19 protein-coding genes are annotated in these 17,389 nt (G+C 58.8%); 2 read left to right on the top strand and 17 right to left on the bottom strand.

From position 1 onward, the window contains the following. Window positions 1-304: 304 nt before the first annotated feature. Together FBY04_RS00420 and FBY04_RS00415 are read right to left on the bottom strand one after the other, a co-directional pair. Window positions 305-532: a type II toxin-antitoxin system RelE/ParE family toxin gene (locus FBY04_RS00420; protein WP_256666725.1), complete on the bottom strand. Its 228-nt coding sequence runs from the start codon at window positions 530-532 to the stop codon at window positions 305-307. Between the two features lie 46 nt (window positions 533-578). Continuing rightward, complete coding sequence (locus tag FBY04_RS00415; protein ID WP_145314186.1) at window positions 579-821, bottom strand: CopG family ribbon-helix-helix protein; 243 nt, start codon at window positions 819-821, stop codon at window positions 579-581. A 503-nt stretch (window positions 822-1,324) separates the two neighbouring features. Between FBY04_RS00415 and FBY04_RS00410 the strand changes: the two genes are divergently transcribed. Further along, window positions 1,325-1,672 (top strand): DUF6124 family protein, encoded by a 348-nt coding sequence (locus FBY04_RS00410; protein WP_145314185.1) that lies wholly within the window; start codon window positions 1,325-1,327, stop codon window positions 1,670-1,672. A 109-nt stretch (window positions 1,673-1,781) separates the two neighbouring features. On the opposite strand, the gene FBY04_RS00405 is transcribed toward FBY04_RS00410, so the two are convergent. From FBY04_RS00405 to FBY04_RS00350, 12 genes are all read right to left on the bottom strand, one after another. Then, a complete protein-coding gene (locus FBY04_RS00405; protein ID WP_145314183.1) occupies window positions 1,782-2,624 on the bottom strand; it encodes an oxidoreductase in 843 nt (280 codons plus the stop codon). A 67-nt stretch (window positions 2,625-2,691) separates the two neighbouring features. Further along, a complete protein-coding gene (locus FBY04_RS00400) occupies window positions 2,692-3,402 on the bottom strand; it encodes an SDR family NAD(P)-dependent oxidoreductase (protein WP_145314181.1) in 711 nt (236 codons plus the stop codon). A gap of 43 nt (window positions 3,403-3,445) precedes the next feature. After that, window positions 3,446-4,102, bottom strand: a complete 657-nt coding sequence (locus tag FBY04_RS00395; RefSeq protein WP_145314179.1) for a DsbA family oxidoreductase — start codon at window positions 4,100-4,102, stop codon at window positions 3,446-3,448. Continuing rightward, a complete protein-coding gene (locus FBY04_RS00390; RefSeq protein ID WP_008025002.1) occupies window positions 4,099-4,320 on the bottom strand; it encodes a 4-oxalocrotonate tautomerase family protein in 222 nt (73 codons plus the stop codon). Before FBY04_RS00390 ends, FBY04_RS00395 begins: the two co-directional genes overlap by 4 nt. A 328-nt stretch (window positions 4,321-4,648) precedes the next feature. Beyond that, entirely contained in the window at window positions 4,649-5,422 is a 774-nt protein-coding gene (locus tag FBY04_RS00385; RefSeq protein ID WP_145314177.1) for a DeoR/GlpR family DNA-binding transcription regulator, read from the bottom strand. 55 nt (window positions 5,423-5,477) lie between these two features. Then, window positions 5,478-6,479: a 4-hydroxythreonine-4-phosphate dehydrogenase PdxA gene (gene pdxA / locus FBY04_RS00380; RefSeq protein WP_084318364.1), complete on the bottom strand. Its 1,002-nt coding sequence runs from the start codon at window positions 6,477-6,479 to the stop codon at window positions 5,478-5,480. Window positions 6,480-6,484: 5 nt separating this feature from the next. After that, window positions 6,485-7,765 (bottom strand): four-carbon acid sugar kinase family protein, encoded by a 1,281-nt coding sequence (locus FBY04_RS00375; RefSeq protein WP_084318249.1) that lies wholly within the window; start codon window positions 7,763-7,765, stop codon window positions 6,485-6,487. Continuing rightward, a complete protein-coding gene (locus tag FBY04_RS00370; RefSeq protein WP_084318250.1) occupies window positions 7,762-8,775 on the bottom strand; it encodes a 2-keto-3-deoxygluconate permease in 1,014 nt (337 codons plus the stop codon). The genes FBY04_RS00375 and FBY04_RS00370 overlap by 4 nt, the downstream gene beginning before the upstream one ends. Before the next feature lie 262 nt (window positions 8,776-9,037). Continuing rightward, window positions 9,038-9,352 carry a type II toxin-antitoxin system YafQ family toxin gene (locus FBY04_RS00365; RefSeq protein WP_145314175.1) on the bottom strand — a complete coding sequence of 105 codons (315 nt, stop codon included), beginning with the start codon at window positions 9,350-9,352 and terminating at the stop codon, window positions 9,038-9,040. Then, window positions 9,318-9,608 carry a type II toxin-antitoxin system RelB/DinJ family antitoxin gene (locus FBY04_RS00360; RefSeq protein ID WP_145314173.1) on the bottom strand — a complete coding sequence of 97 codons (291 nt, stop codon included), beginning with the start codon at window positions 9,606-9,608 and terminating at the stop codon, window positions 9,318-9,320. Before FBY04_RS00360 ends, FBY04_RS00365 begins: the two co-directional genes overlap by 35 nt. 330 nt (window positions 9,609-9,938) lie before the next feature. After that, on the bottom strand, window positions 9,939-11,225 hold the full coding sequence (locus tag FBY04_RS00355; protein ID WP_084318251.1) for an OprD family porin: 1,287 nt from the start codon (window positions 11,223-11,225) through the stop codon (window positions 9,939-9,941). A gap of 241 nt (window positions 11,226-11,466) precedes the next feature. Then, on the bottom strand, window positions 11,467-12,135 hold the full coding sequence (locus tag FBY04_RS00350; protein ID WP_145314171.1) for a DsbA family protein: 669 nt from the start codon (window positions 12,133-12,135) through the stop codon (window positions 11,467-11,469). Between the two features lie 257 nt (window positions 12,136-12,392). Between FBY04_RS00350 and FBY04_RS00345 the strand changes: the two genes are divergently transcribed. Then, window positions 12,393-14,486 carry a TonB-dependent siderophore receptor gene (locus FBY04_RS00345; RefSeq protein WP_145314169.1) on the top strand — a complete coding sequence of 698 codons (2,094 nt, stop codon included), beginning with the start codon at window positions 12,393-12,395 and terminating at the stop codon, window positions 14,484-14,486. A 211-nt stretch (window positions 14,487-14,697) separates the two neighbouring features. Here the strand turns inward: FBY04_RS00345 and FBY04_RS00340 are convergent, their stop codons facing one another. From FBY04_RS00340 to aguB, 3 genes are all read right to left on the bottom strand, one after another. Then, a complete protein-coding gene (locus FBY04_RS00340) occupies window positions 14,698-14,910 on the bottom strand; it encodes a hypothetical protein (RefSeq protein ID WP_084318254.1) in 213 nt (70 codons plus the stop codon). A gap of 244 nt (window positions 14,911-15,154) precedes the next feature. Continuing rightward, on the bottom strand, window positions 15,155-16,261 hold the full coding sequence (gene aguA / locus FBY04_RS00335) for an agmatine deiminase (protein WP_145314167.1): 1,107 nt from the start codon (window positions 16,259-16,261) through the stop codon (window positions 15,155-15,157). Between the two features lie 4 nt (window positions 16,262-16,265). Then, window positions 16,266-17,144, bottom strand: a complete 879-nt coding sequence (aguB, locus tag FBY04_RS00330) for an N-carbamoylputrescine amidase (RefSeq protein ID WP_145314165.1) — start codon at window positions 17,142-17,144, stop codon at window positions 16,266-16,268. Window positions 17,145-17,389 lie beyond the last annotated feature (245 nt).

Genomic DNA, 17,389 nt, shown 5'->3' with positions numbered 1-17,389 from the left:
TAGTTTCCTGCCAGCTATTAGCGGCACGCCCTTATTACTTAATAAGCGTGTCGCGAAACCGTTAGACTGGTAAATCGCCCCTGAGTTGGAAGGCTCGGTGAACGCTGGCTATGGGGCGAGTTCACCTTGTTAATTTGCAGCGAGCTAATCCAAGGAGGTAGTTTTAGAGATAGAAAATAAATTATTTATTATTTTTTATATATTAATCAATAAGTTAATCACTTATTCGACTCCTGGTGCCGCACCATATAAAACGAAGCCTCCGTAGAAATACGAGGGCTTTTTTTGTTTTCGGGGGTCTCTCTTACCACTTGGTACGAGGCCGTTGCCGAGTGTGAAACACACCAAGGATTTGCAGGCGATCACCGCGTACCCGGTACGGAATGAGATAGGACCAATTGGGTACTGCCCATTCGCGTGTGTTTTTGACTCGACCTTCACGGCCCATGGCTGGAAATTCGACCAGCTTGTCTACGCAGGCAAAGATCGCATTGGAGAAGTCGTCAGCAGCCTTGGGGTTTTCAAGGGCAATTTAGCTAGCTTCGTCTTCCAAGTTTTTGAGGGCTTTTTCCAGCCACTCAACCCGCACTCCTGCTCCAACGCCGGGCCCGCATCGCTGCTACTTGATCATCGGAGGCGAATGTACCCTGATCAGCCTCTTCCACCGCCAGCTTGATCTGCGCGGTCAGCGTCTTCTCGCGCTCGATGTAGTCGCGAAGAACGTCCATCGCTAAATCGCTCACACTTTGGCCATTCGTCCTGGCCAGATCGGCAAGAGGGTTCGAAAGATCTTCCGGCAGGTTCAGGGATATCCCGGTCATAGCAGCCTTGATAGGGAGCGTTGGTTGGGCATCTTATACCGTCGTCGCCCAACACAGGGTGCAGCTCAATTAGTGAAAAATCGTCGGAAATTTCCTCGTTGCTCGGTGGAAATACTCCCTTGAAAGTCTTGTATGTCGGATGAATGCCTTGCTTAACGACGCTTGTTTAAAGGCGTTGCGCGTCACTTCCTGAAAGCTACAAAACCTTGTGTCATTGCCTACAGGTACGCCAGACTCCGCCGGCTTGTGCGGCTTTACCACGAACTCTATCGTTGACCTGCCACTGCTCATCAGTGGTCGGGCTTAGCGGCTCGAGGTTCGTCTTTTGCACGTGCATCCATCCCACAGGTGTTTTTTCATGCCTGCGGTTTGATGGTGGCTGTATGCAGGGCGCCTTCGGGCGCACCGGCTTGAGACGTTCCCCGGTCCGCTAACCTGCGTGCAGCTGCCACCCTTTTTCGCTTAGCGGCGGAATGGGTCGGCACCCAATAGGGAACGTACTCATGCGTAAAGTGACCCCCGATCCCCCCGATGCAGATAACGCATCTCCAAACGATAGCCCCGATCCCCAAACCAACCCCGACAACGATAATCACCACGCCTCCTTCGCCGACATCCGAGCCACCCCACGCACACCTTGCACGATGTACATCGTCAACCCTGAAGTCGACATTCAAACGCTGCTGGGCTCTGTGTCCGAATCGCTGGCATCCGCATGCGTAATTACTATGGATCTGGCAGACCGAGAGACGGGGACAAGTCGCAACACGTTGTTGGGCATCTTTGAAATCATCATGCTTGCGGAAATATCGGTGAACCGGGCACTGGACCAACTCGATCCCATTGAATAGAACGCTGCACGTAAAAACCACGCTCAAATTCCGTGAAATCCCCCAACTGAAAAAAACGGGCATTTCACGGATTTCATTCAATGGGTCGGTGAACTGTGTCTGTATGAACTCAGTCGAACTCCGTCGATGCGGAAAGGTGCTCCCAGGCATCCATCTCCGCCTGAAGCCGCGCAATCTTCTCCCGCACCAATCTCACCGCATCCTTGCCCAGTAACAAATGAACCGGCGGTTTTTCAGCCGCCACCAGGGTCAACAATGCCTGCGCCGCCTTGTGCGGATCACCCGCCTGCTTACCACTCTTCTCTTCACGCGCCTTGCGCACCGGATCGAACACCGCGTCGTATTCACTAAAAGCACGACCCGAGCGGATCATCGAGCGCCCCGCCCAGTCGGTTCGAAACGAGCCTGGCGCCATGGCCGTCACGTGAATTCCCAGACTTTCCACTTCCTTGGCCAGTGCTTCACTCACACCTTCAAGGGCGAATTTGCTGCCGCTGTAGTAAGCGATGCCCGGCAAAGTGATGAAGCCCGCCATGGAGGTGATGTTGACGATATGCCCGCTGCGTTGTTCACGCATGCCGGGCAAAACCGCCTTGATCATGGCGACCGCGCCAAACACGTTAACGTCGAACTGGCGCTGCATTTCCGCCAACGGCGATTCTTCGAGAATCCCCTCATGGCCATAACCGGCGTTGTTCACCAACACGTCGATCCGGCCCACTTCGCGCAGGATCTCGGCGACCTGCGGTTCTATCGCCGGGTAATCGGTGACGTCGAGCACGAATGCCTTGGCGCGATGGGCGTCCAGCGCTTCGAACGCAGCACGCTCGGATTCGCGCCGCACCGTACCGACCACCGTATGCCCCGCCGCCAGCGCTGCTTGCGAAAAGGCCAGGCCGAAGCCGGAGCTGACCCCGGTAATCAGGAAAACCTTGTGAACGTGGGTGTTCATGGTGCGCTCTCCAAATGAAAACGCCGTCGATCGTGATCGACGGCGCTGCGAACAGTCAGGTCAGGTTTTAGTGACCGGCGCTCTGCCCACCATCCACGTGCAGGATTTCGCCAGTGACAAAGTTGGCGCTGTCCAAGTACACAACGGCCTGAGCTATGTCGCTGATCTCGCCCATGTGCCCGACCGGGTGCAGAGCGCCCAGTGCTGCGTGGGTTTCTTCGCCGTGCATCGGGGTTTTGATGATGCCCGGGGAAACCGCGTTCACCCGAATGCCGCGCTTGGCGTATTCGATGGCCAGGGATTTGGTTGCCGCGTTCAGGCCACCTTTGGTCAGCGAAGCCAGTACCGATGGCACGCCGTCGATGGCGTGATCGACCAGGCTGGTGGTGATGTTGACGACGTGGCCGCTGCCTTGTTTTTCCATCTCGGTGATTGCGAGTTGGGTGATGTAGAAGAAGCCGTTCAGGTTCACCGACAGCACATTGGCGTAGTCTTCAGCGGTGTACTGGGTGAACGGTTTGGCGACGAAGATCCCGGCGTTGTTGATCAGGGTGTCGACGCGGCCAAAACGTGCGATGGCTTCACGGATGACTTTTTGAGCGACTTCCGGGTTGCCGATGTCGCCGGCCACGGTGAGGATGTCCGGGTCGGTGGATGGTTTGATCGAACGTGAAGTGGCGACGACTTTGTAATCCAGATCACGGAATGCCTTGACCATGCCTGCGCCGAGACCTTGGGAGGCGCCAGTGATAACGATGACTTTTTTCGAATTGCTCATGATGAACCTCTACTGATAAATGATGGTTTGAAAAAGTAATGAATCAGGCTTCGGCGGGTTCCTTCGCCATTTGTCTCAACATCTGTTCGTAGTACTCGACCGACTGTGAACCGGACACCAGGTGACGACCGTTAAGCACCATGGCCGGAACCGAGTTGATGCCGCGTTGCTGGTAAAACGCTTCAAGTTCACGCACTTCTTTGGCGAACGCGCCGGACGCCAACACCTCTTGAGCCGCTGCCGCGTCCAGCCCCGCTTCTGCTGCCAAACGAACCAGCGTCTCGCGATCGCTCGGGTTCTGGCCGTCAGTGAAGTAACCGCGCAGCAGGATTTTCTTCAGTGCAACCTGCCGCCCTTCCTGCAGCGCCCACAACAGCAACCGGTGCGCATCAAACGTGTTGTAGAAGTGGCTGCGCTTTTCCAGATCGAAGGTGAAACCGATGGCCTCGCCACGAGCGATCTGCATGGCTTTGCCAGCGGCGACGTCTTCGGCGGTGCGCCCGTATTTGCGCATCAAGTGCTCGACGGCTTTCTCGCCTTCCGGCGGCATGTTCGGGTTCAACTCGAAGGGCTTGTAGGTCAGCTCCACCGAGACTTCACCGGCCACGTTCGCGATCGCCTGCTCTAACGCCGTCGCGCCCAATGCACACCAAGGGCACACCACGTCGGAGATGAAATCGATGGAGACCGATGCAGTCACGACTTGCCCTCCTTTTCAGCCAGTTGCTTGCGGTACTGGGTGGTGGTGATGCCGGCGTAACCCCAGTTATCGGTGTCGACTTCTTCGATCACGATGTGGGTCAGGTGCGGGTCCTTCTTGAGGACGCGTTCCAGTGTTTCAGTGATTTCAGCGATCACCTGAGCTTTCTGCTCAGAGGTAACGCCATCGCGGGTAATGCGTACGCTTACAAAAGGCATGAGGAAGATCTCCAGTGACCTGCTCATCGGGATGATGGGTAGGTGTTGGAGCTCAATGTAGGAGTTTGGGGGGTGGGGATAAAGGTGGGGGCGGGAACATCATTAGTTACGTGGTGTAATGCATGACTCCGTAACGCGTCGCAATTTTTCACCTTCTGCGACACGAATTGGGAACATGTCGTCGCAGACGACAGGTGGGCGACAGGTGTTACCAAAATGGGCTTTCGGTGACCTGAGCGTGGAATCGCTTTTCGTAGGAGCCGGCTTGCTGGCGATGGCGATTTCGAGGGCGCCATCGCCAGCAAGCCGGCTCCTACGGTTCGGTGTTTTAACCGACGGTCACGGTTTCCACGGTGATTTGCTTGAGGGCATGAAACGGTGCGAGAGCAGCTTCATCGGCGGTGGCACCGGTGATCAACCGCCACTCCCGCTCAATCGGCGTCCAGTGCTGCTGGCGGGCGCGGCCGAGTTTATCGGTGTCGGCAAGGACGACGATTTGCGCCGCCCGTTTGATGATGCATTCCTTGAGATACGCCTGCTGCGCGCTCGCCTCGCACAGACCAAATTCCGCGACCACGCCATCCGCACCAAGGAAGGCTTTGTCGACACTCAACCGGCTCAACGTCAGCTCGGCCAACGGCCCCAGCGTGCTCATGCTCGAACCACGCAGATCACCGCCGATCAAGGTCAGGCGAATACCCGGCGCGTTGGCCAGGGTCATCACGGCGAGCAAGTTATTGGTGACCACATGCACGTCTTGTCGCGAGCATAAATGGTGGGCCAGTGCGGCGCAGGTGGTGCCGCCGTCGAGCAGCACGGTATCGCCGTCCTGGACATGCGCCGCCGCCGCCTGGGCGATCGCATCTTTTTGCTCCCACTGAGACGTCTTGCGTTCTTCGAGGGAGGCTTCCGGTTCATGGACGCCGACCACGGCAGTGGCGCCGCCATAGGTGCGCACCAGGTGTCGCTGTTTGGCGAGCATGGTGAGGTCGCGGCGCACCGTGGCTTCCGAAACCCCGAGCGCCGCGCTCAATTGCTCGACGTTGGCATCGCCAATGCGTACGAGGTCGAGGATGGCGCGGTGGCGTTCGGAGGCTTTCATGGCAGGTCTCACGTGGGGGACGGTGGTCGATCTTACACGACAGCGCCCGTGCGGCTCATCCCCGTCGCGTGGCCAGCTCGGCACCCTGGCGCAGCGCTTCGAGCAGGCTGCGCTCATCGGCGATGCCTTTGCCGGCAATGTCGAACGCGGTGCCGTGGTCGACCGAGGTGCGGATCACGTCGAGGCCTACGGTGACGTTCACGCCGGCTTCAAGACCGAGCACTTTGACCGGGCCGTGGCCCTGATCGTGATACATCGCAACCACCAGATCGAAATCGCCGCGGCCGGCGCGGAAGAACAGTGTGTCGGCCGGCAGCGGGCCGGTGACGTCGAGGCCGCGTTCCTGCAACAGCTTCACCGCCGGGATGATTTTTTCTTCCTCTTCGCCATAACCGAACAGACCGTTTTCACCGGCATGCGGGTTGATCCCGCACACGCCGATGCGTGGACGGGCAATGCCGGCCTTGATCAACGTTGCGTTGCCGCGCTCGATGGTGCGCTGAACCAGGCCCGGCTCGATCTTGCGGATCGCGTCGATGATGCCGATGTGGGTGGTGACGTGAATCACCCGCAGTTGCGGCGCCACCAGCATCATCGACACCTCGTCGACGTTGGTCAGGTGCGCGAGCATTTCGGTGTGGCCGGGGTACTTGTGGCCGCCGGCGTGCAGCGCTTCCTTGTTGAGTGGTGCGGTGCAAATGGCATCAATCTGGCTGGCCTCGGCGAGTTGCACCGCACGGGCGATGTACTGATAAGCAGCATCACCGGCGATGGGCGACAGTTCGCCGAACGGCAGGTCCTCGGGGATCAGGTCGAGGTCGATGCAGTCGATGATGCCGGCCTCGTAACGCGCTTCGGACGCGTCCTTGATGCGGCGCACTTTGGCGTTGCCGCCGACGATGACATTGGCTTGTTCGAGACGTCGCGCATCGCCGATCACCAGCGGCCGGCATTGTTGATAGACGATGTCGTGAGTCAGGCTCTTGACGATGATTTCCGGACCGACACCCGAGGCGTCGCCCATGGTGATGCCGATGACGGGGAGGTAGTTGCTCATGATGTTCATTCGAGTCCTTGGATTCGTGTGCGTTGGGGCGGGGAGCGATCGGCGCTGTCGCTCAGGTGATGCCATGCCGCGTACAAGGCGTTATCGGTGCCGAATGCGCCGGCCTTGGTCACGATGCCGGGGCGATGACCTTGCCGGGAAACCGTTGGCCGGGCGTAGGCAACCCCGGCTTCGATTTCGGTGAGTAGTTGCAGGCTGTCGATGCCGACGGTGGTCAATATGGCCCGTGCCGTCTCGCCGCCCGTGGCGATCAGGCCGCCGACCTTGGCGAAGTGTGGTTCTACCAATACGGCCAGCATGGTCGAAAGTTGCGCGCCTTCCTGCGGATCGAACGCTTCATCGCGGCCGATGCGCAGCAGCAGGTCACTCCAGCCGTCCAGTTGCTCGCCGATCCGCGCTTGCCACAACGCCCAGTCGCCATGGGTTGTGCCTTGGCGAAGGACCTGGGGCGGGACGACCAGTTCGCTGACGCCACCACGTTCCTTGAGCAACGCGCATTGCCGCTCGCAGACGCCGGACAGGCTGCCGACGAGGATCAGAATCGGCGCCTGGCTTTTTTCCTGCACGGTCGGTTCGATGGTCGTGAACCGTGCTTCCGAGAAGTCCGGAAGGCTGGCGATTTCCCGCGCCAGACCACCCGAACCGATCCAGAACAGCGGCTGATCCATCGACGCGGTCAGGCGAGCGAGGGTCAGCAGATCGTCTTCGGTTTGTGCATCGACGATCAGCGCCTGCGTGCCGTTGCGGGCGACTTCGGTGATGTGCTGCGCGAGCGCTTTTTCGTTGCCGCGCAAGGTGTCGAGGTCCAGCTTCGCGGTGCTCAGGCCGGCGGCGATGAGCATCGCTTCGACGTCGGCTGGACGATCAGCGTTTTCGAGTTTCCAGGTATCAGTGGTTTCCAGCGGTTGACCGTTCACGAACACCCGACCGCCGCGCAATGTGCGCCCCGTAGCGGGGAACGCCGGGGCAACGATGGCCAGGCCGGCCAAGGGTTGCAGGGCAGCGACTTCCGCCGCCCAGTTACCGCGCAAGGTCGAATCGATTTTCTTGTACAACCGCTGCCCAGGCTGATGCAGCGCCTTGAATGCAGCGACGGTGCGCTCAGCGGCCCGCGCCGGTGACAGGCGCCGGGTGTCCGTATCGGCGGCAATCACCTGAGCATCGGCCTTGTCATTCAGAGGATCGAGCGTGACGACCGTTTGCATGCCCACGCTCGCAAAGCCGATGGCACAATCCGCCGCGCCGGACAGGTCATCAGCGATGATCAGAATCCTCATCGCAACGCCTCCTGCTTTGGCGGTTCGATCTCCGGCTCGGGGATGACGACGGGGTTACGCTGCTGCACGCGCTTGGCGACGGCGGCGGTGAGTATCGGGGCAAGGATTGCGGTGACCACGACGCAGGCGGCCACCAAAATCGTCGCGCTCTTGGCCGCTTCGGCGTAGACGGGGTTGGCCGCTGCGATCAGCGCCGGAACCGCCGCAGCGTTCCCGGCGGTGGTGGCCGCCGCGACACCGGCGACACCCGTGCCACCGGTCAGGCGGTCGGCGAAGAACAGCGGAATGCCGGTCAGCACAACCACCGCAACACCCATGCCCAGACCCAGCAAACCGGCCTGCCAGACGTTATGCAGGTCCAGGCTGGCGCCCAGAGCCAACGCGAAGAACGGGATCATCACCGGAACGGCCTTGGCCAGAAAGTCGCGCATGTCACGGTCGAGATTACCCAACAACATGCCCAGCGCCAGCGGCAGGATGCTGCCCACCAGCGTCGGCCACGGGAACGCCGACAGACCGGCGATGCCCAGGGTGACCATGGTCAGAAAAGGCCCGGACTCCAGGGACATGACCGAGTAGGCACCGACGTCTTCAGAGCGACCGTACTGACCCATCAGCGCCATGTACAAACCGCCGTTGGTGTCGTTCATCGCGGCGACCACCGCCAGTGTTGAAATGCCGGCGAAGAGTCCTGACGAAATCGGCTGCTCGCCCAGGAAGTGCCCAAGCACGATGCCGATGAGCACAGCGATACCGACTTTGGTGATCAGCAGCGTGCCGCCCTTCTTGAGCAGGTAAGGCGTGGCTTTGATGTTGATGCTCGCGCCCATGCAGACATAGAACACCGCGAGGATAGGTAGCGCCCCGGTGAATAACGCATTGGTGAATGAGCCGAAGAATTTTGGCGTGTCAGGCAGGAAGGTTGCCACCAGCGAACCGATCAGCAGAGGCACGATCATCATGCCGCCCGGGATGCGTTCTATGGTGCGCTTGATAGGAATCTGGGCCACGAGGGTCTCCTTTTATAATTGTTGGGTAAGACGTATTTCACCTCGAAACTGACTGAACTGATCAGGCAATGATTGATTCAGTCAGATTTATCTTAGGCCTTCGCTTAAAATTGCGCAAACCAATCATTAAAATGATCGTTTTGATCATTTCGATAGGAAAATCTGCCTGTGAAAAGCGGAGCGAGTCGTCCTGCGGTGCTGTCTAGAGCCTTGCAGTGCCCACAAAAAAGCCCCGAACCAGTCGGGGCTTATCTTAAAGGCGCTACTTGAACAGCTCGGAATGACTTCCGAGATCAACAAATGTGATCAGATCGGAGCGCGAGAACTCATAAATCATCAAGAAATCACCGCCCATATGACACTCTCGAAAACCAATCCAATCACCCGTCAGGGCATGGTCCAGGTATTCCGGAGGCAGCGGCTCACCCAGAAACAGCATGACCATCACTTGGCGAACTTCATTCATGTCACGGCGCCCGGCACGCTTGTAACGCTCCCAGGCCTTCTTGAATTCTGACGTTTGCGCGCACTGCCTGGGCAGTTCAGCGCGCTTCTGCTTTTTCTCCGGTTTCGCCATCAACGTCCCTCAGCATGTCGTCTATCGAGTCGAACCGCTGGCGAATCTCACGTGCCTGCTTCATGGCGCGGGCCGTTTTTTCCGAAGGTACGCGTACCTCAAACGGGAGACCCTGAGTCGCTACGACCTGACGAAGAAAAAGCCGCATGGCGTCACTGATGCTCAGGCCGCAAGCGTTCAGGACTTCCGTAGCACGCGCTTTCAAATCCTCATCAATGCGGCAACGCACGTCGGTGGTCTTCAGCAATGCACCCATGGTAATAACCTCATCGTTAATTTGTAGCTACATTGGCGCTACCTCAAGCATTGTTGTTGAACAGGGTCCTGGGGGTCAACTTCAGCGTGATGGGCGGCTCCAGCATGTGAGGAGCGGTGACAATCCCCTGGATTTCTCGTCTGGTATTTCAATCGATTAAACCGGTGATGAATATCAGCCTGATCCCCTTCGTGACAGGGAATGGTCTTGGTCAAATGCAGGAAATAGCCCAAGAGCCTGAACGCTGTTTCGCGCCCACAAAAAAGCCCCGAACCAGTCGGGGCTTTTCTTTTTCAGCCTTGAATCAGGCTTCGATGCTGCAACCGATCATCAGAAAATGTTGATCGGGTAGTCCACGAACACACGCACTTCGTTGCCGCTGACGTTGTACTCGCTGGATTTCTGCGAAACACGCAGGATCGAGCTGCGCAGTTTCACGCTCAGGTCTTTGGCCGGGCCGCTTTGCACGACGTACTTGAACTGGTTGAAGATTTCGCGCTCGGTACCGCCTTCGCTGGTGGAGGTGGTGATGTTGTCGCCGCGCACGTAAGCCACGTTGTAGCTCAGGCCCGGGACACCGAACGTGCTGAAGTCCAGACCGTAGCCCACCTGCCAGCTGCGTTCGTCTTCGGCGTTGAAGTCGGACCAGTAGGAGTTCGCCAGGTAGATGGTGTTGCCGCCATCGCCGACGCGACCTTGATCTTTCTGGTAGCCGCCGTAGGCGTAGCCCAGGTTGCTGTCGCCAGTGCTGCGCTGGTGCGCAACGGTGAACGAGTGCGGGCCGGTGGCGAAGGTCGCTGCCAGGCTCCAGATTTTGTTGTCGTCACCGGTCGCACCGCTTTCGCGGACGTAGGAATCTTCCAGTTTGGTGCGGTAGCCGTTGAAGTCGAGGGTCAGGGACTGATCCTTGTCGATCGGGAACACGTAGTTGGCGTTCACGTATTGCTTCTTCAGTACATCTTCAACGTCGGACGCGTACAACGCTGCTTTGAACTGTTCGGTGAACTGGTAGCTGCCGCCCAATACGTTGATCGACTTCAAGCCACCGCTGTCACGACCTTCCGCGCTCTTGCGCGATTCGGCGGTAAAGCGACCGGCGTTCAGCTCCAGGCCTTTGATCTCCTTGGAGGTGATCAAGGTGCCGGTGTAGCTTTCCGGCAGCAGGCGCACGTTGTCGTAGCTCAACACCGGCAGGGCCGGCATCTGGTCGCCGTAAGTCAGCGTGGTGCTGGAGAGACGGAACTTGACCGCTGCGCCGCCCTTCGACAGGTCATCAGCCGCGTTGCCGCTGTCGCCCTTTTTGAAGAAGTCGATACCTTGTGCGCCGGTGCGACCCTTGCCGCCATCCAGACGCAGTGCGTACAGACCGAACGCGTCCACACCCACACCGACGGTGCCTTGGGTGAAACCGGACGAGAACGTACCGATAGCCGCCTGGCCCCACTCGGCTTTGTCCGGTCGACCGTCTTTGTAGTCACGATTGATGTAGGCATTGCGCAGCAGCACTTTGAGGCTGCTGTCTTCAACAAAACCCTTGGATTCGGCCTGGTCGTTAGCCATGGCCTGTGTCGCGCTCAACATCCCCAGAGCGATCAGGCTGATTCGCTTGTTCAACATTTTGTTCTTTTCCTTATTACGGGTTGATACGCGCTGCGTCGAACGGCTGAAACGGCGCTATCGCACTCTTTTTTCACCCCGAAACAAAAAGGCCCGCCCACGAAAAGTCGTGGCGGGCCTTTTTATTATTTTGAGTCATGGCGGTTGGCCACAGGCGTTGGGGCGAATCCTAGTCGCGCCCTGAACCCTGTGTCAATTTCATGAATCGTCTGTGAATAGGCGAAAATCGTCTAAGAACTTCCTAATCGCAGCCGTTGAGCCCACAGGTTTGAAGCCCGGATGCAGCCGCATGCGCAGGAAGTGACTGACTCAACCAGGCCGCGAAGGCTTGCGGCTTGCCGAGCCAGGGCCCGATGTCGACCAGCGTGAACTGGCCATCCTCCTCCAGTGCGAAGGTCGGGAAACCATGGCCACCGATGTTGGCCAACAGGTCGCGACTGGCCTTGATGTGGCGATCGGTCTCGGCGTTTTTGAACGCAGCCTGGAAGGCTTCCGGCTCCAGGCCGAGGTCGTGGGCGAGCTCAAACAACACCGTTTGATCGGCAATGCGCCGACCTTCCACGTAATGCGCGCTCTGCAAACGCCCCAATAGCTCCAGTCCACGGCCAGCGACCTGCTCGGCCGCGAGCACGGCGGCAATCGGCGGCGCGGAATCGAACACCGCCGTCTCATCGCGCAGCAAACCTTCGAAATACGCATCGCCGAATGGCTGGGCGGTGTACTCGGCGATACGCCGGTCGTGAGGCATCACGTAGTTGCGCAAGTGTGGCGAGACGTTCTTGCGGTTGGCGCCGGTCATCATGCCGCCGCCATGGGCAATCACCGGCAGAACAGCCTGGGCGGCTTGCACCAGTGGTTTTGCACCGTAGCACCAGCCGCACAACGGGTCGTAAATGTAGTGAAGGATCATTGGAGGCTCCGGCCAGAGGGTAGAAATCTGATGCCGGCAGGTTAGTCCTCCTTCTATTTCTAAAAAACGCCGGAATAGCTTTCAGTCTGTTTCAGGAATCGGTCGAATACCTGAAACAGGCGGTGTAACAACTTGGACATAAATTGAAACAATCAAACCAAGGAACTTTTCAGGAATAATTAACGGAAGCAAATAGCACGCATTATCATTCGCACCCCTACACGCTGTACCCCAAAACCCTACGGACGCGTCCTTCAATGCCTGCCCCTTTTCGCCTAACACCCTTCAGTCTTGGCCTCTGCACTTTGCTGTCTGCCGGTTTTTCCTACGCCGCCCCTACAACATTGCCAGAAACCTCCATCAGCGCCGAAGCGGAAGCCGACGACCCACGCGTAAAAGAAACCAGCACCGCGACCCGCACCGCCACACCGGTGCGCTACGTGCCACAAGCCATCGACTCGATAAAAACCTCGAACGTCGTCGATTACGGCACCAATGATCTGGGCACCGCCCTGAGCGGCATTCCCAACGTCAGCAGCGGCGCCGACCCCCGCTTCGACAGCCTGCGCATCCGCGGTTTCGACGCCAGTAACGATTTTTATCTGGACGGCATTCGCGACGACAGTCAGTACGTGCGCGACCTGCACAACATCGAGCGCATCGACGTGCTCAAGGGCCCGGCGGCGGTGTTGTACGGCCGTGGCAGCCAGGGCGGGATCGTCAACCGTGTCAGCAAGTTGCCGGAGTTCGGGCGCCGCTCCTCCATTGAAGCCCAGGGCGGCAGCAACGATTTGCGCAGCCTTTACGCCGACCTGAGCACCGATCCCAGCGAGAACATCAGCCTGCGCCTGAACATGGGCAACATGGACCAGAACAGCTTTCGCGATGGCGTCAGCGGCAATCGCCAGTTGTTTGCGCCGTCGATGAGCTGGCAACTGACGCCCGACCTGAATTGGTTGGTGCAGTACGAATACAGTCGCTACAACCGTACGCCGGATCGCGGTATTCCCGGTGTAAACGGACGCCCGGCCGACGTCGGACGGGATACGACCTACGGCAGCGATCACGATTTCATCGACGACAAGTCGCAATCCCTGCGCTCGAAACTCAGCTACGACATCAACGAAGACTGGCAACTGCGCCAGACGCTGGGGGTGTTCAAGCTCAACAGTGATTTCGACAACACCTACCTCACCGGCTACACACCGGCGACCAACCGGGTCACGCGCCAGCACTGGCAGCAGGACCTGACCACTCGCAACGTCTACAACAACATTGAGCTGGAAGGCGGTTTCGACACGTTCGGCCTTGAGCATCGCCTGCTGACCGGCGTTGAAATCGGCAGTCAACGCCGTGACCCGAAGCTCTACACAGCGGCCACTACCGGGCCTGGCCGCCAGGCCGTACCGCCGCAGGATCTGTATAACCCGGATCGGGATTTGCGCCACACCGGGCGCATGCAAGTGTCCAGCGACAACCACACCGAAGTCGAAAGCCGTGCGGTGTACGTGCAGGATCAGCTACGCCTGAATGATCAATGGCAATTGCTGGCCGGCCTGCGCTACGACACCTTCGACATCGAGTCGACCAACAAGCTGCGCAACATCTCCGAAGACCGCGACAGCCACAGCACCAGCCCGCGTGCAGGACTGGTCTGGACGCCCCTGCAGAATCATTCCTTCTACGCTTCCTGGACCAAGACCTTTTCCCCGGCCGGCGGCGGTTTGATCGGCATCACCCCGGGCGCTGCCGACAATACCAACGACCTGAGCCCCGAGCTGACCAAGCAGAAAGAAATCGGCGTGAAGAGTGACTGGCTCGACGATCGCCTGAGTACCACGCTGGCGATCTACGAACTGGAACTCTACAACCGTCGCACCAGCGACCCGCTCAACCCGACCATCACCTTGCTCTCCGGCAAGCAACGTTCCCGCGGGATCGAGCTGACCGGCACCGGCAAGATTGCCGGCAACTGGTACGTGCGCGGTGGCGTGGGCGTGCAGGACGCGACGGTCGAAAAGGACAACAACGGTTTTGAAGGCAAGCGCATCAGCAATGTGGCCAAGCACAACGGCAGTCTGTTCCTGACCTGGAAACCGGAAATGGGCTGGTACGCCGAAACCGGCCTGACCCTGGTCGGCGACCGCTATGCGGATAACCTCAACACCACCGTTCTGCCGGGTTATGGCCGCTGGGATGCATTGGCCGGATTCCGTCAGAAGGACTGGGATTTGCGCGCGGCGCTGAACAACATCAGCGATAAAACCTACTACTCGTCCGCCACCAGCGCGGCGCAGATTCAACCGGGTGAGCCGCGCAGCCTGGTGGTGACCGGGACTTACAGCTTCTAAACACCCCAGACTCCGAGATCACGCTGATCCCTGTAGGAGCCGGCTTGCTGGCGATAGCGGTCTTCCAGTCAATGTCTTTATTGACTGGGTCAGCGCTATCGCCAGCAAGCCGGCTCCTACAGGGGGTCAGCGTCACTCGCATAAAATCATGGCCCATAAAAAAGCGCCGCCTTCCCGGCAGCGCTTTTATCAATCCTTTGTCGTTCTTTTTTTATCCTTCCATCACATCCCACAACGCATCCAGCTCCGCCTCGCTGAATAAACCAGCGGGATAGCGCTCGATCATCATCCGGCGCGGATCAGGCTCCCTGATCTGACGCGTTCCATTGGACTTCAACCAGTGCGCCAGGATCTGGAGCGATTCGCTGTTGACTGCCAGGGGATGCAGTGCCCGCTCGCTCACTACGTTCATTTCGGCGTTCATTTCCGCGCTCTCTCCTGGTTTGTGAGCGGCTAACTTATCCAAGGTTTATGACAGAACATCGAAGTTCTCCCCTCCCTGTTTCTCGTCAGGAGAGATACAAGAGCTGTGCCAATGTGTCGGAACGGTCGACCAGCGGATACAAAAAAGCCCGCAGTCCTGATGGGCTGCGGGCTTCTTGCAAGGCGTCGAAGGAAAACCGTTGTCCGAGTGATTTTCCAGTCAACTCAGGCTGTTACAACTGCACTCACTCTTTGTGCGGTGCAGGCTGCTGTTGGGTAAGGCAGTGGATGTTACCGCCGCCCAGTAACAGTTCGCGGCCCGGCACCATGACGACTTCGTGCTGCGGGAACAGGCTCTGCAAAATCTCTTTGGCCGGGCCGTCCAGTGGATCGTCGAAGCTCGGCGCGATGATGCCGCCGTTGACGATGAGGAAGTTCACATAGGAACCGGCCAGACGAACGGTCGGATTGCGTTCCTGGGTTCCGTCTACCGGGTCCACGCCGGCGCACTCTTCTTCGGTCGCATACAGCGGCCCCGGAATCGGCATCTTGTGCACCGTGAATGGGCGCCCCTTGGCGTCGGTGCTGCTTTCCAGCACTTTCATAGCCGCCTGGCAGCGCGGGTAGTTCGGGTCTTGCGGGTCGTCGGTCCAGGCCAGCAACACTTCACCCGGACGCACGTAGCAGCAGAAGTTATCCACATGGCCGTCGGTTTCGTCGTTGAACAAGCCATCCGGCAGCCAGATGATTTTATCCACAGCCAGGTTGGCGCTGAGCACCGCTTCGATGTCTGCACGGTTCAGGTGCGGGTTGCGATTGCGGTTGAGCAGGCATTCTTCGGTAGTGATCAGCGTGCCTTCGCCATCAACGTGGATCGACCCGCCTTCGAGCACGAAGCCCTCGGTGCGATAACGCGGGCTACGTTCAATCTCGAGGATCTTGCCGCCGACCTGCGAATCACGATTCCACGGCGAGTACAGGCCACCGTCAAAACCGCCCCACGCGTTGAAATCCCAGTTCACACCACGGACTTCGCCACTGTTATTGATGACGAACGTCGGCCCTGTGTCGCGGACCCAGGCGTCGTCACTGGACATCTCGACCACCCGAATATTCGGTACATCGAGACGGGCACGCGCGTTTTCGTACTGGCCAGCGGAAACCGCCACCGTCACCGGCTCGAAACGTGCGATGGCCTTGGCCACCGCCACGTGTGCGGCTTGCGCCGGTTTGCCACCCAGGCGCCAGTTGTCCGGGCGCTCGGGCCAGATCATCCAGGTCTGGGTTTGTGGCGCCCACTCGGCGGGCATGTAGAAGCCGTCGGCGCGCGGGGTGCTGTTTAAAGTGGTCATGCAGTCAGGACTCCAGGGAACCGTCGAGGGTTTTGAGCGCATTGTATAGGTTCGGGCGACGATCACGGAACGAGCCCCATGCGCTGCGAGTGTGCTCCAGCTCATCGAGGTCGAAGCTGTGAACCAGCACGCCTTCTTCGGTTTTATCGAGTTCCTGGACCTTCTCGCCGAACTGGTTGGCGATGAACGACGAGCCGTAGAAGGTGATGTCGTACCCGTCCTGCTCCTCATTGCCGATGCGGTTGCTGGCGATCAGCGGCATCAGGTTGGCACCGGCATGGCCCTGTTGCACACGCTGCCAATGGTCACGGGACGAGATGGTCTTGTCGTGCGGCTCGCTGCCGATGGCGGTCGGGTAGAACAGAATTTCCGCACCCAGCAACGCCATGCTGCGGGCGCACTCGGGGAACCACTGATCCCAGCAGATGCCTACGCCGATTTTCGCGTAACGGGTGTTCCACACTTTGAAGCCGGTGTCGCCCGGGTTGAAGTAGTACTTCTCGTGGTAGCCAGGGCCGTCCGGGATATGGCTTTTACGATAAATCCCGAGGTTGCTGCCGTCGGCATCGATGATCGCGATGCTGTTGAAACGCGCGCGGCCGGCCCGTTCATAGAAGCTGATCGGCAGCACCACTTGCAGTTCCCTGGCGATTTTCTGGAAATGCTTGATGGCGACGTTCTCTTCCACCGTCGTGGCCAGTTGCAGGTAATCCGGATTGGGTTTCTGGCAGAAGTACGGCGCCTCGAACAGTTCCTGGATCAGGATGATCTGCGCGCCTTTGGCTGCGGCCTCACGGACCAGCCTTTCAGCGGTTTCGAGGTTGGCTTCAAGGTCCCAGGAACAGGCCATCTGGGTGGCGGCGACGGTAACGATACGGCTCATGAATCATCTCCGGGCAAGTGCTTTAAGGTCGAGTGTGGCATCGACCGATGACAGAAAAGGAAGTGGCGGGCGTGATGAGGCACGCCGCGGCAATGGCGACTTTATAGCCGATAAAAATCGGCTTTAAAAGCGATTAATCTTCCTTTCGTCGAAAACAACAGCACTTAAACCCGATAACAATCGATGTTTTGTGAGTGTTTTTGATGACGCCTTCGCGGGCAAGCCCGCTCCCACAGGTTTCGCGT

Origin of the sequence: Pseudomonas sp. SJZ080 (assembly GCF_007828295.1) — a bacterium.
Classification (GTDB): Bacteria; Pseudomonadota; Gammaproteobacteria; order Pseudomonadales; family Pseudomonadaceae; genus Aquipseudomonas; species Aquipseudomonas migulae_A.
Note: the sequence above shows the minus strand (reverse complement) of the source record. Positions and strands in the feature narration are given on the sequence as shown.

What these genes read in the sequence shown, in the direction of transcription:
- FBY04_RS00415 (WP_145314186.1), bottom strand. Translation starts at nt 821, where the DNA reads ATGACCGGGATATCCCTGAACCTGCCGGAAGATCTTTCGAACCCTCTT.
- FBY04_RS00410 (WP_145314185.1), top strand. Translation starts at nt 1,325, where the DNA reads ATGCGTAAAGTGACCCCCGATCCCCCCGATGCAGATAACGCATCTCCA.
- FBY04_RS00405 (WP_145314183.1), bottom strand. Translation starts at nt 2,624, where the DNA reads ATGAACACCCACGTTCACAAGGTTTTCCTGATTACCGGGGTCAGCTCC.
- FBY04_RS00400 (WP_145314181.1), bottom strand. Translation starts at nt 3,402, where the DNA reads ATGAGCAATTCGAAAAAAGTCATCGTTATCACTGGCGCCTCCCAAGGT.
- FBY04_RS00390 (WP_008025002.1), bottom strand. Translation starts at nt 4,320, where the DNA reads ATGCCTTTTGTAAGCGTACGCATTACCCGCGATGGCGTTACCTCTGAG.
- FBY04_RS00385 (WP_145314177.1), bottom strand. Translation starts at nt 5,422, where the DNA reads ATGAAAGCCTCCGAACGCCACCGCGCCATCCTCGACCTCGTACGCATT.
- pdxA (WP_084318364.1), bottom strand. Translation starts at nt 6,479, where the DNA reads ATGAGCAACTACCTCCCCGTCATCGGCATCACCATGGGCGACGCCTCG.
- FBY04_RS00375 (WP_084318249.1), bottom strand. Translation starts at nt 7,765, where the DNA reads ATGAGGATTCTGATCATCGCTGATGACCTGTCCGGCGCGGCGGATTGT.
- FBY04_RS00365 (WP_145314175.1), bottom strand. Translation starts at nt 9,352, where the DNA reads ATGGCGAAACCGGAGAAAAAGCAGAAGCGCGCTGAACTGCCCAGGCAG.
- FBY04_RS00360 (WP_145314173.1), bottom strand. Translation starts at nt 9,608, where the DNA reads ATGGGTGCATTGCTGAAGACCACCGACGTGCGTTGCCGCATTGATGAG.
- FBY04_RS00355 (WP_084318251.1), bottom strand. Translation starts at nt 11,225, where the DNA reads ATGTTGAACAAGCGAATCAGCCTGATCGCTCTGGGGATGTTGAGCGCG.
- FBY04_RS00350 (WP_145314171.1), bottom strand. Translation starts at nt 12,135, where the DNA reads ATGATCCTTCACTACATTTACGACCCGTTGTGCGGCTGGTGCTACGGT.
- FBY04_RS00345 (WP_145314169.1), top strand. Translation starts at nt 12,393, where the DNA reads ATGCCTGCCCCTTTTCGCCTAACACCCTTCAGTCTTGGCCTCTGCACT.
- FBY04_RS00340 (WP_084318254.1), bottom strand. Translation starts at nt 14,910, where the DNA reads ATGAACGCCGAAATGAACGTAGTGAGCGAGCGGGCACTGCATCCCCTG.
- aguA (WP_145314167.1), bottom strand. Translation starts at nt 16,261, where the DNA reads ATGACCACTTTAAACAGCACCCCGCGCGCCGACGGCTTCTACATGCCC.
- aguB (WP_145314165.1), bottom strand. Translation starts at nt 17,144, where the DNA reads ATGAGCCGTATCGTTACCGTCGCCGCCACCCAGATGGCCTGTTCCTGG.